At 75.3% G+C, this 13,144-nt stretch carries 13 protein-coding genes; 9 read left to right on the top strand and 4 right to left on the bottom strand.

Annotated features, from left to right (window positions below; all coding sequences use genetic code 11):
• Positions 1-9 precede the first annotated feature (9 nt).
• A complete protein-coding gene (locus CHC11_RS22010; protein WP_089313656.1) occupies positions 10-795 on the bottom strand; it encodes an SDR family NAD(P)-dependent oxidoreductase in 786 nt (261 codons plus the stop codon).
• Between the two features lie 249 nt (positions 796-1,044).
• Between CHC11_RS22010 and CHC11_RS22015 the strand changes: the two genes are divergently transcribed.
• The 7 genes from CHC11_RS22015 (at position 1,045) to CHC11_RS22045 (ending at position 8,508) form a co-directional block, all read left to right on the top strand.
• Positions 1,045-2,607 carry a DUF4331 domain-containing protein gene (locus CHC11_RS22015; RefSeq protein ID WP_089313657.1) on the top strand — a complete coding sequence of 521 codons (1,563 nt, stop codon included), beginning with the start codon at positions 1,045-1,047 and terminating at the stop codon, positions 2,605-2,607.
• Complete coding sequence (locus CHC11_RS22020; protein WP_089313658.1) at positions 2,607-3,917, top strand: tetratricopeptide repeat protein; 1,311 nt, start codon at positions 2,607-2,609, stop codon at positions 3,915-3,917. The genes CHC11_RS22015 and CHC11_RS22020 overlap by 1 nt, the downstream gene beginning before the upstream one ends.
• A complete protein-coding gene (locus CHC11_RS22025) occupies positions 3,914-5,332 on the top strand; it encodes a sulfite exporter TauE/SafE family protein (protein ID WP_218826193.1) in 1,419 nt (472 codons plus the stop codon). Before CHC11_RS22020 ends, CHC11_RS22025 begins: the two co-directional genes overlap by 4 nt.
• Before the next feature lie 65 nt (positions 5,333-5,397).
• Entirely contained in the window at positions 5,398-5,985 is a 588-nt protein-coding gene (sigK, locus tag CHC11_RS22030) for an ECF RNA polymerase sigma factor SigK (RefSeq protein WP_089313659.1), read from the top strand.
• Positions 5,982-6,713, top strand: a complete 732-nt coding sequence (locus tag CHC11_RS22035) for an anti-sigma factor (protein WP_089313660.1) — start codon at positions 5,982-5,984, stop codon at positions 6,711-6,713. Before sigK ends, CHC11_RS22035 begins: the two co-directional genes overlap by 4 nt.
• 41 nt (positions 6,714-6,754) lie before the next feature.
• Entirely contained in the window at positions 6,755-7,402 is a 648-nt protein-coding gene (pnuC, locus tag CHC11_RS22040) for a nicotinamide riboside transporter PnuC (RefSeq protein ID WP_089313840.1), read from the top strand.
• Positions 7,399-8,508, top strand: a complete 1,110-nt coding sequence (locus CHC11_RS22045; protein WP_089313661.1) for an AAA family ATPase — start codon at positions 7,399-7,401, stop codon at positions 8,506-8,508. Before pnuC ends, CHC11_RS22045 begins: the two co-directional genes overlap by 4 nt.
• A gap of 14 nt (positions 8,509-8,522) precedes the next feature.
• Here the strand turns inward: CHC11_RS22045 and CHC11_RS22050 are convergent, their stop codons facing one another.
• The 3 genes from CHC11_RS22050 to CHC11_RS22060 form a co-directional block, all read right to left on the bottom strand.
• Positions 8,523-8,810: a hypothetical protein gene (locus CHC11_RS22050; protein WP_089313662.1), complete on the bottom strand. Its 288-nt coding sequence runs from the start codon at positions 8,808-8,810 to the stop codon at positions 8,523-8,525.
• Entirely contained in the window at positions 8,807-9,112 is a 306-nt protein-coding gene (locus CHC11_RS22055; RefSeq protein ID WP_089313663.1) for a hypothetical protein, read from the bottom strand. Before CHC11_RS22055 ends, CHC11_RS22050 begins: the two co-directional genes overlap by 4 nt.
• 119 nt (positions 9,113-9,231) lie before the next feature.
• Positions 9,232-10,431, bottom strand: a complete 1,200-nt coding sequence (locus tag CHC11_RS22060; protein WP_089313664.1) for an ROK family transcriptional regulator — start codon at positions 10,429-10,431, stop codon at positions 9,232-9,234.
• A gap of 123 nt (positions 10,432-10,554) precedes the next feature.
• On the opposite strand from CHC11_RS22060, the gene CHC11_RS22065 reads away from it, so the two are divergent.
• Together CHC11_RS22065 and CHC11_RS22070 are read left to right on the top strand one after the other, a co-directional pair.
• Positions 10,555-11,850, top strand: coding sequence for a Gfo/Idh/MocA family protein (locus CHC11_RS22065; RefSeq protein ID WP_089313665.1), 1,296 nt, complete (start codon positions 10,555-10,557; stop codon positions 11,848-11,850).
• Entirely contained in the window at positions 11,847-13,127 is a 1,281-nt protein-coding gene (locus CHC11_RS22070; protein ID WP_089313666.1) for an ABC transporter substrate-binding protein, read from the top strand. The genes CHC11_RS22065 and CHC11_RS22070 overlap by 4 nt, the downstream gene beginning before the upstream one ends.
• The last annotated feature ends 17 nt before the right edge of the window (positions 13,128-13,144 follow it).

Below are 13,144 nucleotides of genomic sequence, written 5' to 3' on the forward strand. Positions count from 1 at the left end.
GCCGGGGGCTCAGAGCATGACGCGGCCGCCGGTGACGTCGAGGGTGAGGCCCGTCAGCCAGGTGGACTGGGACGAGGCCAGGAAGAGCGCGGCGGCCGCCACGTCGCCCGGTTCGCCGAGGCGGGCGAGCGGGTGGGAGGCGGCCACGGCGGCCTGGGTCTCCGGCGGCATGAACCGGGCCGTGCGCTCGGTGCGGATCGTGCCGGGGGCGACGCAGTTGACGCGGACGCCGTCCTGCCCGGCCTCGGCGGCGGCGTGGCGGGTGAGGGCCTGGACGCCCGCCTTGGCGGCCTCGTAGGCGACGGGGGCGCCCCACGGGTTGCCCAGTTCCCGTCCGCCGCCGCCCGGCAGGTTCGTCGGCAGGCGCCCGGCCGACGACGACATCGTGATGATCGAACCGGCCTTCCGCTCCTGCATGCCGGGCAGGAACGCCTTCAGGGTGAGGAAGGTCGCGGTGAGGTTGCCGTCGAGGACCGACCGCCACTCCTGCTCGGTCATGGCCGCGGTCGGGCCGGGACGCGCGATCCCGCCGCCCGCGAAGGCGCACAGGACGCCGGCCGGGCCGAGCTCGTCCTCGATCCGCAGCCGCGCGGACTCGACGGCGGCCAGGTCGGTGACGTCGGCCGCGACGCCGATCCCGCCGGTCTCCTCGGCCACCTGGCCGAGCGCCGCCTGGTCGCGTCCGATGACGGCGACCCTCGCGCCCTCGGCGGCGAACGCGCGCGCCGTGGCGGCGCCGATGCCGCGCGAGCCGCCGGTGATGACCGCGACCATGCCGTTGAGCTCGGGATACATCGGTGCCTCCTAGTCGGGTGCCTGCCCTCCCGATTCTGAGTGAGCGCTCACTCATTGTCAAGCGCGAGCGGCGGGGCGGTGGCCGTATCCGGCCAGCGGCCGAATCCGACCAATCAGATCCGGCGGGGGCCGCGAAGTATCCGCGGGCAAGGCGAAGAGACCGGTCGATCCGGCGTCGCGGCAACGTAGCCCAGCGCCACGGAAAGGCGCCGCCGCGGCGGGCACCCGGAGACCGGCGAGGGTTCCACGATGCCGACACTCCATCCAGCCGGGGGAACGTCCAGGGCGCGGGTCGTCGCGATGGCCGCCGCCGGGGGCCTGCTGCTCGCGGGCGGGTTCGCCGGACTCGCGCCGCGGCAGGGCACCGCGTCCAGCCACCGCGAGGCGCCGCTCATCTCGGGGCAGCCGCAGTACGACAACACCGACGTGTACGCGTTCGTCAGTCCGGACAGGCCGGACACCACCACACTGATCGCCAACTTCATCCCGTTCCAGGACCCCGCGGGCGGGCCGAACTTCTACAAGTTCGCGCGGGACGCCAGGTACGACCTCAACGTCGACAACGACGGCGACTCGCTGCCCGACCTCACCTACCGGTTCCGCTTCCACGACCGGCTGAAGAACGCGAACACCTTCCTCTACAACACCGGGCCGGTGACGAGCCTGGACGACCCCGACCTCAACTTCACGCAGACCTACGACCTGACGCTGGTCCGGCGGGTCGACGGCCAGGTCAGGAGCGAGCGCGCGCTCGCCGAGAACGCGCCCGTCGCGCCGTCCAACGTGGGCAGGGCGTCCATGCCGGACTACGCGAAGCTGCGCGCCCAGGCGGTCAGGCCGCTCGGCGGCGGAACGACGTCGTTCGCCGGGCAGGCCGACGACCCGTTCTTCCTCGACCTGCGGGTGTTCGACCTGCTGTACGGCGCGAACCTGAAGGAGGTCGGGAACGACACGCTGAGCGGCTACAACGTCAACACGGTCGCGCTGCAGATCCCGACGCGCCACCTCGTCACGGGGCACGACCCGGTGATCGGGGTGAACTCGACCGTGTCGCGGCTCTCCGCGTCCGGCGCGTACGCGCAGGTGTCGCGGCTCGGAAGCCCGCTGGTGAACGAGGTGGTCATTCCGCGCGGCAGGAAGGACACCTTCAACGCGTCCACCCCGTGGCAGGACGCGCAGTTCGCCGGGTTCGTCACCGACCCCGAGCTGCCGAAGCTCATCGAGAAGATCTACAAGATCCCGGCGCCGCCCGGGCCCCGCAAGGACCTCGTCCAGGCGTTCCTCACCGGGGTGCCGGGGCTGAACCAGCCGGCCCGCGTGCGGCCGGCGGAGCTGCTGCGGCTGAACACCTCTATCCGGCCGGCCGCGAACCCGGACCGGCTGGGCGTGCTCGGCGGCGACAAGGCGGGCTTCCCGAACGGGCGGCGGCTCACCGACGACGTCGTCGACATCGAGCTGCAGGCCGTCGAGGGCGAGCTGCTCGGCAAGAAGAACGACCTCGGCGACGCGGTCAACGCCAACGACGCCGGGTTCGGCAAGGGCTTCCCGTACGTGGCGCAGCCCCACTCGGGGTCGGACGTGCGCGGGGCGACGAAGCCGGGGACGAAGGCCGCGGGCGCGGCGGGCAAGGGCGACGGAGGGCCCGTGAACTTCCTCAACGCGGGCGCCACCGAGAGCACATCGGACGGCGAGGGCGGGAGGAGCCTGCTGGCGCCGGTCGCGGCGGTGGCGGGAGCGGGAGCGTTCGTGCTGACCGGCGGGCTGCTGTGGCTGCGGCGCCGGCGTCCCGCGACGGGACGGCACGAGAACTGATGCGTCCCCTCCTCACCGGGGCCTCGGCGGCGGGGCTCGTCGCGGCGCTCACCCTCGGATCGGCGGTCGCGTTCGGCCGCCCGTCCGGGGAGCGCGCCGCGGCGGCCCCGGCCGGGGCCCCCGCCGAGGGCGTCGCCGGCCTGCAGAAGCGGCTGCGCGAGCAGCCCCGCGACGCCGCCGGCTGGGCGTCCCTCGGAATCGCGTACGTGGAGCAGGCCCGGGTGACCGCGGACCCGGCGTACTACCCGAAGGCGGACGAGGTGCTCCACCGGTCCCTCCGGGAGGCGCCCGGGAACGACGGCGCGCTGGCCGGGCTCGGCGCGCTCGCGGCGGCGCGCCACGACTTCCACGGGGCGCTGCGGTACGCGGACGGGGCGCTCAGGGCGAACCCCTACGGGCAGCGCGCCGCCGCCGTCCGGGTGGACGCGCTGGTGGAGCTCGGCCGCTACGACGGCGCCCTGGCCGCCGCCCGCCGGGCGGACGCCGTCCGCCCGGGGATCCCGGTCTTCACCCGGCTCGCGTACGTGCGGGAGCTGCGCGGGGAGGTCGCGGAGGCGCGCCGGGTGCTGGGGCTCGCGCGGGCCTCCGCCACCGACCGCGGCGACCTGGCCTACGTCGCGGTGCAGCTCGGCGAGCTGGCCTGGAACGACGGCGACCTCGGCCGGGCGCGGCGCGAGTACGCCGAGGCGCTGCGCCTCTCCCCCGGGCACCTGCCCGCCATGGACGGCGAGGCCCGCGTCCGGGCCGCGCGGGGCGACACCGCCGGGGCGCTCGCCGAGCGGGCCGAGATCGTCCGGCGGCTCCCGCTGCCGCAGTACCTCACCGAGTACGGGGAGCTGCTGGAGTCCGCCGGACGCCGGGACGAGGCGGAACGGCAGTACGCGGTCGCGGCGGCGTGGGCGCGGATCGCCAGGGCCAACGGCGTCGACGCCGACCTGGAGACCGCGCTGTCCGAGAGCGACCACGGCGACGCCGGGGACGCGCTGCGGGCGGCGCGGGCCGAGTACCGGCGGCGCTGCCCGGGCGCGGGCGTGCGGCGGTGCGGCGTGCACGCGGCCGACGCGCTGGCCTGGGCGCTGCACGTCAACGGGCGGGACGGCGAGGCCCTCCGCTACGCCCGGCAGGCGACGGCCACCGGATACCGCCGCGCGTCCTTCCGGTTCCATCTCGGCGTCATCGAGAAGGCCCTCGGCGAGCGTGCGGCCGCGCGGCGCGACCTGGCCGGGTCGCTGCACCGCAACCCGGACTTCTCACCTCTGTGGGCGCCGCGCGCCAAGGCGGCCCTGGACGACCTGGAAGGTGCGTCGTGATCGTTCTCGCGCTCGCCGCCGGGATGCTCGCCGCGCATCCCCTGGGCAACTTCACCGTCAACCACTACGACGGGCTGGTCGCGGCGCCGCACGAGCTGCGGATCGACCACGTCGAGGACCTCGCCGAGATCCCCGCCGCGCAGGCGATGCCGGGGCTCGACGCCGACCGCGACGGGCGCCCGTCCAGCGGCGAGCTCGCGACCTGGGCGGACGGGGCCTGTACGCGGGCGGCCTCGTCCCTGCGCATCACCGTGGACGGGCGCCCCGTCACCGCGACGGTCGCGTCCGCCGCCGCGTCGGCTCCGCACGGCCAGGCGGGGCTGCCGACGCTGCGGCTCGAATGCCGGATCACCGCGCCCGCCGGACCGGGGACGGTGTCCTTCCGGGCCGCGGACGCCGGCGGCCGGATCGGCTGGCGGGAGATCACCGCGCGGGGCGACCGGATGACGCTCGCCGCGTCCGGCGTGCCCGCGTCGTCGCGCAGCCGCCGCCTCACCGCCTACCCGGCGGACCTGCTCGCCTCCCCGCTCGACCAGCGGTCGGCGGCCCTTCACGTGCGGGCGGGCGGGCCGGCGCTCGCGGCCCCCGCGTCCGGCGGCGGGCCCGGAGCGCTGCTGCCGCGCGGCGCCGACGGGCTGACGCAGCGGTTCACGTCCCTGGTCGCGCGGCACGACCTCACTCCCGGTTTCGCGGTCCTGGCGTTCCTGGTCGCGCTGCTGCTCGGCGCCCTGCACGCGCTCGCGCCCGGCCACGGCAAGACGATCATGGCGGCGCACGCGATCGGGGACGGGCGGCGCCGGACGCGGGACGTGCTCGCGCTCGGCCTGACGGTCACGCTCACCCACACGGCCGGCGTCCTGGCCCTCGGCCTGCTCGTGACGACCGGGGCCCTGCTGGCGCCCGAGACGCTGTTCCCCTGGCTCGGCGCGGCGGGCGGCGTCCTCGTGACGGCGGCGGGGGCGCTGCTGCTGCGGCGCGCCCTGCGCAGCCGGCACCACACCCACGGGCACGGGCACGGGCACGGCCACGGCCACGGGCACGGGGACGGGCACGGGGACGGGCACGGGGACGGGCATGCGCGTTCGCGGCGGGGCGGGGTCGTGCTGATGGGGCTGGCGGGCGGCATGGTGCCGAGCCCGTCGGCCGTCGTGGTGCTGGTGGGCGGCGCGGCGATCGGCCGGGCCTGGTTCGGGGTCGTGCTCGTCCTGGCCTACGGGCTCGGCCTCGCCGCCGCGCTCCTGGCGGTCGGCCTCCTCGTCGCCGGCTCCGCGCGGGCCCTGGCGCGGCGCATTCCGGCCATGCGGCCCCGACTTCCCGGCGGAATGATGCCAATTGCCGGGATGATGCCGGTAGGGACGTCCGCGACGGTGGTCGTCCTCGGGCTGGGACTCACGTTACGGAGCCTGGTCCTATGATTTCCGATCCTGGGCGGCCCCGGATGCGTAGTGCCGGACGGACGGCCCACGGAGGGGAGCGCGGCATGCCGGCAGGGACGAGACCGCCGGACGGCGGCACGGTGTCCGGGCATGACGCGGACGCGCTGCTCGGCCGGACCGCGCGCGGCGACGAGCGCGCGTTCGAGCTGCTCTACGACGCGGCCGCGGCGCCCGTGCACGGCCTCGTGCGGCGGGTCGTCCGCGATCCGGCGATGGCGGAGGAGGTGACGCAGGAGGTGATGATCGAGGTGTGGCGGTCGGCCGCCCGCTACGACCCGGGCCGCGGCGGCGCGATGGCGTGGATCCTGACGATCGCGCACCGCCGGGCCGTGGACCGCGTGCGGCGCGAGCAGGCCGCGGGCGAGCGCGAGGCGAGGACCGTCCCCCTCGGGGCGGGCGGCGCGCACGACCCGGTGGGCGAGCGGGTCGAGACCCGGCTGGAGCACGAGCGGGTGCGGCGCTGCCTCGGGACGCTCACGCACCTGCAGCGCGAGTCGGTGACGCTCGCCTACTACGGCGGGCACTCCTACCGCGAGGTGGCCGCGCTGGTGGACGCGCCGCCGAACACGGTGCGGACCCGGATGCGCGACGGCATCATCCGGCTGCGCGACTGCCTGGGGGTGGAACGGTGACGGACGATCTGCACGCCCTCGCCGGCGCGTACGCGCTGGACGCGATCGACGACGCCGGGGAGCGGCGGTCGTTCGAAAGGCACCTCGACGGGTGCGAGACGTGCGCGACCGAGCTGCGCGAGTTCCGGGCGACGACGGCCCGGCTGGGCATGGCGGTCGCCGAGGCCCCGCCGCCGCGGCTGCGCGCCCGGGTACTGGCCGACGTCCGGAACGTCCGGCAGCTGCCGCCCGCGTCCCCGGACCGGGACGCGGGCGTGCGGCCGATCCGGCCGAGGCGGTGGCGGCGCGCCGCCGCGGCCGGGCTGGCCGCGGCGGCGTGCCTGGTGACGGCCGTCTCCGCCGGGGTGGCCGTCCATGAACGGCAGCGCGTGGAGCGCACGGAGGCCGCCTACCGGGATGTGGCGTCGGTACTGTCGGCGCCGGACGCGCGCTCGGCGACGGGCCGCGCCGCGGGCGGCGGAACGGTCACGGTCGTCGCGTCCGCATCGCGCGGCGGGGTGGTCGTGGCCTCGTCCGGGCTGCGGCCGCTGCCGTCGTCGAGGGCCTACCAGCTGTGGCTGATCGGCGCGGACGGACCCCGCTCGGCGGGCCTGCTGCCCGGCGAGCCGGATCGCCCGGTCGTCGCCGGGGCGTGGCGGCCGCGGGACAAGGTCGGCGTGACCGTGGAGCCCGCCGGCGGGTCCGCGCGTCCGACGACGTCCCCGGTCGTCCTGCTGGACATCGCCTGATCCACTTGTCGTCTGACTGACGATATGTGATCATGGCGGGCATGTCGGTGAACGTCCCGCTCGGCCCGCTGCTCGACCCCGCCTTCCACCTCGGGTCGGTCCCCACCACGTGGGCGGAGCTGCTCGGCTTCGCGACGGGCGCGGTCAACGTGTGGCTCGTCGTCCGGCAGAACATCGCGAACTGGCCGATCGGCATCGCCAACGTGATCCTGCTCGGCCTGGTGTTCCTGGACGGCGGCCTCTACGCCGACGCCGGGCTCCAGGTCGTCTACGTCGCGCTCCAGCTCTACGGCTGGTGGGTGTGGCTGTACGGCGGGGACGGCCGCGACCGGCTCCCGGTGCGGCGCACGCGGGGCGCCGAGTGGGCGGCCCTGATCGCCGCGGGCGCCGCGGGCACCGCCCTGCTGACCTGGGCGCTGTCGGCCTGGACGGACTCCACCGTGCCGTTCTGGGACGCCCTCACCACCGCGCTCTCCCTCATGGCGACCTACGGGCAGTCGCGCAAGCTGCTGGAGTCGTGGTGGCTGTGGATCATCGCCGACCTCGTCTACATCCCGCTGTACTTCGCCAAGGACCTCAAGCTCACCAGCGCCCTCTACCTCGTCTTCCTGGCGCTGTGCGTGTCCGGGCTGCTGGCCTGGCGCCGCGACCTGCGCGCGCGGCCCCTCGCCGCGGCGGCGGCCGTATGACGCACGAGCACGGCCTCGTCATCGGCAAGTTCTATCCGCCGCACGCCGGGCACCACCATCTGATCGACACGGCCGCCGCGGCCTGCGCCCGGGTGAGCGTCGTCGTCGCGGCGTCCACCGCGGAGGGCATCCCGCTCGCGCTGCGGACGGCGTGGCTGCGCGAGGCGCACCGGCAGCCGCACGTGGAGATCGTCCCGGTGGTGGACGACGCGGAGATCGACTACGGGTCCGACGAGGCCTGGTCCGCGCACGTCGCGGCGTTCCGGGCGGGCCTGGCGATGCGGTCGGGACTCGGCGTGTCCGTCCCGCCGGTGGACGCGGTGTTCAGCTCGGAGGCGTACGGGCCGGAGCTGGCGGAGCGCTTCTCGGCCGTGCACGTCCCGGTCGACCCGCCGCGCGAGCGCTTCCCGGTCAGCGGCACCGCCGTGCGCGAGGACCCCGTGGGGAACTGGGAGTACCTCTCGCCGGCCGTCCGGGCGTATCTGGCGCGACGAGTCGTGGTGGTCGGCGCCGAGTCGACCGGCACGACCACGCTGGCCCGCGCGCTCGCGGTCCACTACGCCGGGCGGGGCGGGGTGTGGGAGGCGACCCGGTGGGTGCCGGAGTACGGCCGGACGTTCACCGAGGAGAAGCTGGCCGCCGCGCGACGGCGGGCGGGCGACCCGTCCCTCTGGCTGGACGACCTGGTGTGGGAGTCGGCCGAGTTCACCGAGATCGCCGAGCACCACGCGGCCCTGGAGGACGCGGCGGCCCGCTCGGGCTCGCCGCTGCTGGTCTGCGACACCGACGCGTTCGCCACGGCGATATGGCACGAGCGCTACCTCGGTGCACCGGCCCCCGAGGTCGGGGCCGTCCACGGGCGGACCCCGCACCACCTGTGGATCCTGACCGATCCCGAGGGCGTCCCCTTCGAGCAGGACGGCTGGCGCGACGGCGAGCTGATCAGGTCGTGGATGTCGGGACGCTTCCAGGAGGAACTGGAGAAGCAGGGTCTTCCGCACATCACCGTGACGGGCCCCCACGAGCGGCGCCTGGCCGCCGCCGTCGAGGCGACCGACGCCCTGCTCGGCGAGGGCTGGCACTTCAGCGCCCCGCTGACCCCCTAGCCCCGGCCAGCAGGTCACCCGAGCCAGATCATGTTCGTGACGCGGAACTCCTTGATATCGGCGAGGACGAGGTAGTCGAAGAACATCGAGGTGCGGCCGACCACCAGCCGGAATTCGAGATCGGCGTCGTCCAACGGTCTTCCGGGGGGACTGCCTCCGGCGTCGACGGCCAGGCCGCCCGCCACCGCGAAGTCGCAGAAGAACCGGGTCACCGAGTTCTTCAGCGCGGCGGGCATGGCCTCGATCACGTCGGAGGCCTCTTTCTCGCAGAAGACCGTCCAGCCGCTCCGGCCGGTGGTCACTTCTCCGCGTCTTCCTCCGACAGGAACCGCCGTTTGAGCTCTTCCAGCGAGACCAACTCGCTCCGGTCCGCCCTGCGCGCCCTGGCTCGGCGCTCCGCGCGGTCCGGGATCTGGGCCAGGTGGGCCTCGGCCCACCAGTCGTCCATGACCCGCCTGTAGTCGTCCTCTTCCCTGGCGGCCATGACCTCCTTGAGGAACCTGGTGCGCTTCTCCTCCGTCAGCCAGTCGGCGATGCCCTTGATCGTCCGCGGGACCCGGTGGACCTGACCCGGGAGGAGTGGCTCTACAGGTTGTGCGCTCATGTCGCTCCTGTCCGTGCGGTGTCCCCTCTCACCCGCACACCGGAGACCCTACCGGGCCCCGCCGACAGCACAGAGGGTCATCTCTCGGTACGCAGCGTAGTGATTTCCTCTGGGAGCCTTCATGCCGATGCGGGCGGGCGTGTTCGGTGCTCCTCGCCGGTTCCGGTGAGCACCGGGCGCCCGGCCGGGGGGTCGAGGCGGAACAGGTCCTCGTCGATCCGGTCGAGGGCGAGCCGCACGGCGCCGAGGGCCACCGACTCGTCACCGAGCTCGGATCCCTCGATCCGGACGGGGCTCAGGGACAGCGGCGCGACCCGTGCGCGCAGCGCCGTGACCAGCGGCGCGCCCGGCCCGGCCAGGGGGCCGCCGACCACGATCATCTCCGGGTCGAGGGCGAGGGCCATCGCCGCGACGCCGCGCGCCATCCGGGCGGCGAGCCGCTCCACCCGGCCCCGCGCCTCGGCGGACCCGCGCCCGGCCGCGTCCAGGACGCGTTCCGCCTCCTCGAAGACGGGGCCGGAACCGGCCTCCGGCACCAGGGAGGCGCTCGTGTCCCGCAGGCCCAGCTCGTCCAGCATGCCGATCTCGCCCGCCGCCCCCCAGCGGCCCCGGTGCAGACGGCCGCCGATGATCGCGCCCATGCCGGTGTGCAGGGCGGCGTAGACGCAGACGACGTCGTCGGCGTCGCGGGCGGCGCCGCGCCACCGCTCGGCCACGGCGGCGAGGTTGGCGTCGTTCTCGACGAGGACCGGGCAGGAGAACGAGCGGCCCAGGTCGCGCGCCAGGTGGACGCCCTCCCACCCGGGCACGACCGTGCAGGACGTGACCGTCCCGTCCGGGGCGACGACGCCGGGGGTACCGGCCGCGACGGCCCGCAGCGACCGCCGGGCGACGCCCGCCCCGGCCAGGCACGCCCTGACCGCGGCGCGCACCGCCGTGATCCGCTCGCCGGGGGCGGCGCCGCCGGCGAGGGCGGCGCGGTGCCCGCCGACGACCTCGCCGGCGAGGTCGGCGACGAGCAGCCGCACCCGGTGCGCGTCGACGTCGATGCCGAGGGCGTGGCCGGCCTCCGCGCGGAACCGGTAGCGGCGGGCCGGACGGCCGAGCCCGCCGCCCGGGCGCGGCGCGTCCTCGGCGGCCAGGCCGCGGTCGATCAGCTCGCCCAGCACGCCCTCGGTGGTGGGCCGGGACAGCCCGACGCGCCGGGCCAGCTCCGACAGCGTCGCCTCGCCGCCGTCGCGCAGCGCGCGCAGCGTGGCGGCGGAGTTGAGCCGGCGTAGCACCGAGGGGTCGCCTCCGTGGAGAGAGTGGTGCGGCACGGGTACCCCTTGACAGCGTTCGGCGGACGGACGACATTATTGCCAGACTATTTATGAAAACACCTTGCATAAGTCGGCCGCCACTGCGGGGCGGTACGGACTGCCAGGTCGGAAGGGTGCGCGATGCAGCGGACGGGGCCGACGATCGCCGTGGCCGGAGCGGGGCTGCGCGGCCGCGGCTACGCCGCGCGGATCCGGGCGGCCGGGGCCGGCCGGATCGTCGCGGTCGCCGAACCCGACCCGGTGCGGCGCGCCCGGTTCGCGGCCGAGCACGGCCTCGCGCCGGAGCGGACGTTCTCCGGATGGCGCGAGATGGCCGGGCGGGGCCGTCCCGCCGACGGGGTGATCATCGCGACGCAGGACGCCGAGCACGCCGAGCCCGCGGTCCGGTTCGCCGGCCTCGGCTGCCACATCCTGCTGGAGAAGCCGATGGCGACGTCCGAGGCGGACGCGCTGCGCATCGTGGACGCCGTCGAGCGCGCCGGGGTGATGCTCGCCGTCTGCCACGTGATGCGCTACACCGAGTACACCCGCGCCCTCCGGAGGCTGATCGAGGACGGCCGGATCGGCGCCCCGGTCAGCGTCCAGCACCTCGAACCGGTCGGCTGGTGGCACCACGCCCACTCCTACGTGCGCGGCAACTGGCGCCGGGCGGACGAGTCCGGGCCGATGCTGTTGACGAAGTCGTGCCACGACATCGACTGGCTGATCCACGTGATGGGCGAGATTCCCGCGCGGGTGTCCTCGTTCGGGCGGCTGTCGCACTTCCGGCCCGAGGAGCGGCCTCCCGGTGCCGCCGGCCGCTGCGTCGACTGCGCCGTGGAGGCACGCTGCCCCTACTCCGCGCCACGGCTGTACCTGTCGTGCCTCGGCGATCCCGCCCGCGGTGCGTGGCCGCTCAGCGCGGTCACCGACGACCGCACCGAGGCCGGCGTCCTGCGGGCGCTGCGCGAGGGCCCGTACGGGCGCTGCGTCTACGCGTGCGACAACGACGTGGTCGACCACCAGGTCGTGAACATGGAGTTCCCGTCCGGCGCGACCGGCGTGTTCACCATGACCGCGTTCACGGCGGCCGCCCCGCGCCAGACGCGCGTCTTCGGGACGTCGGGCTGCCTGGAGGGCGACGGCGTCCGCATCACGGTCCGCGACTTCGTCACGGGCGGGACCGAGATCGTCGAGCCCGGCGCCGTCGCCCCGGACGGCGCGTCCGACGGCCGCCACGACCACGCCGACGACGCCCTGGCCGACGCGTTCGTCGCCGCGCTGGCCGCGGGCGACCCCGCCCCGCTCAGCTCCGGCCCCCGCGAGAGCCTCGCCTCGCACCGCGTCGTGTGGGCCGCCGAGCGGGCCCGGCTGGACGGCGCCGTCATCGAGCTCGGCCCGCAGTCACGTCCCGCGAAAGGCACGGTGCGCCCATGACCATCAGACCGCTCCTGGGCGCCGCCGCGCTGTCCCTGCTCCTCGCGCCGGCCGCCTGCGGCGACTCGTCCGGCGGGCCGTCGACGCAGGCCGGCAACGACGGCCGGGGGCCCATCACCGTCGCCACCGGCAAGGACCTGACCCGGACCGTGCAGCGGCTCGTCGCCGCGTGGAACGACGGCCACCCGAAGGAGCGGGTCCGGCTCGTCGAGCTGCCCGAGGACGGCGACCAGGCGCGGCAGCAGCTCGTCCAGAACATGCAGATCAAGTCGGACGCCTACGACGTCGTCCGGCTGGACGCGGTGTGGACGGCGGAGTTCGCCGCGCGCCGCTGGATCCCGCCGCTGCCGGACGGGCTGGTGGACGCCTCCTCGTTCGTCCCGGCGGCCCTGGAGACCGGCAGGTACCGCGGCAGGCTGTACGCGGCGCCGTGGCTGACCGGGACCGGGGTCCTCTACTACCGCGAGGACCTTCTCGCCGAGGCCGGGGTGAAGAGCCCGCCGAAGACGTGGACCGAGCTGCGCGACGCCTGCGCGAAGGTCCGCCGGACGCCCGGCGGCGAGGGCGTCGACTGCTACGCGGGCCAGTACGGGAAGTACGAGGGGCTCACGGTCAACTACTCCGAGGCCGTCCAGTCCGCGGGCGGCGAGGTCTTCGACCCGTCGGGCAGGCCGCGGGTGAACACCCCGCAGGCCAAGGCCGGGCTGCGGTTCCTCGTGGACGCCTTCGAGAACGGCACCGTCCCGCCGAAGGCCATCACGTTCAAGGAGGAGGAGGGCCGCCGCGCCTTCCAGGAGGGGCACCTCGTCTTCCACCGCAACTGGGCCTACGTCTACGCGCTCGCCGCCGACAAGGACGGCTCGAAGGTGGCCGGGAAGTTCGGCGTCGCGCCGATTCCGGGCGAGAACGGGCCGGGCTCGGGCACCCTCGGCGGCAACAACCTGGCCGTTTCGGCGTTCTCCGAGCACCAGGCCACCGCCCGCGACTTCATCGCCCACATCGTCAGCCCGCCCGTCCAGAACGAGTACGGCCGCGCCCAGTCGTTCCCACTGTCCCTCGCCGCCCTCTACGGCGACCCCGAAATGATCAAGCGGTACCCGTACCTGCCGGTGCTGAGGCAGGGCATGGACCGGGCGCGGCCGCGCCCGGTCGTCGTCCGGTACAACGAGGTCAGCGCCGCCGTCCAGGAGCACGTCACCGCGGCGCTCACCGGAAGGAAGCCGGTGGACCGGGCGGCCGAGGACCTCCAGAAGGCGCTGGCGGCCCTGGCCGACTAGAGATCCTCCGGGAGAGG

The sequence above is a fragment of the Actinomadura mexicana genome (assembly GCF_900188105.1).
Classification (GTDB): Bacteria; Actinomycetota; Actinomycetes; order Streptosporangiales; family Streptosporangiaceae; genus Spirillospora; species Spirillospora mexicana.

Excerpts from the sequence above, each read along its gene's own strand:
- CHC11_RS22070 (WP_089313666.1), top strand. The coding sequence starts at position 11,847 with ATGACCATCAGACCGCTCCTGGGCGCCGCCGCGCTGTCCCTGCTCCTC.
- CHC11_RS22055 (WP_089313663.1), bottom strand. The coding sequence starts at position 9,112 with ATGAGCGCACAACCTGTAGAGCCACTCCTCCCGGGTCAGGTCCACCGG.
- CHC11_RS22065 (WP_089313665.1), top strand. The coding sequence starts at position 10,555 with ATGCAGCGGACGGGGCCGACGATCGCCGTGGCCGGAGCGGGGCTGCGC.
- CHC11_RS22045 (WP_089313661.1), top strand. The coding sequence starts at position 7,399 with ATGACGCACGAGCACGGCCTCGTCATCGGCAAGTTCTATCCGCCGCAC.
- sigK (WP_089313659.1), top strand. The coding sequence starts at position 5,398 with ATGCCGGCAGGGACGAGACCGCCGGACGGCGGCACGGTGTCCGGGCAT.
- CHC11_RS22015 (WP_089313657.1), top strand. The coding sequence starts at position 1,045 with ATGCCGACACTCCATCCAGCCGGGGGAACGTCCAGGGCGCGGGTCGTC.
- pnuC (WP_089313840.1), top strand. The coding sequence starts at position 6,755 with ATGTCGGTGAACGTCCCGCTCGGCCCGCTGCTCGACCCCGCCTTCCAC.
- CHC11_RS22010 (WP_089313656.1), bottom strand. The coding sequence starts at position 795 with ATGTATCCCGAGCTCAACGGCATGGTCGCGGTCATCACCGGCGGCTCG.
- CHC11_RS22020 (WP_089313658.1), top strand. The coding sequence starts at position 2,607 with ATGCGTCCCCTCCTCACCGGGGCCTCGGCGGCGGGGCTCGTCGCGGCG.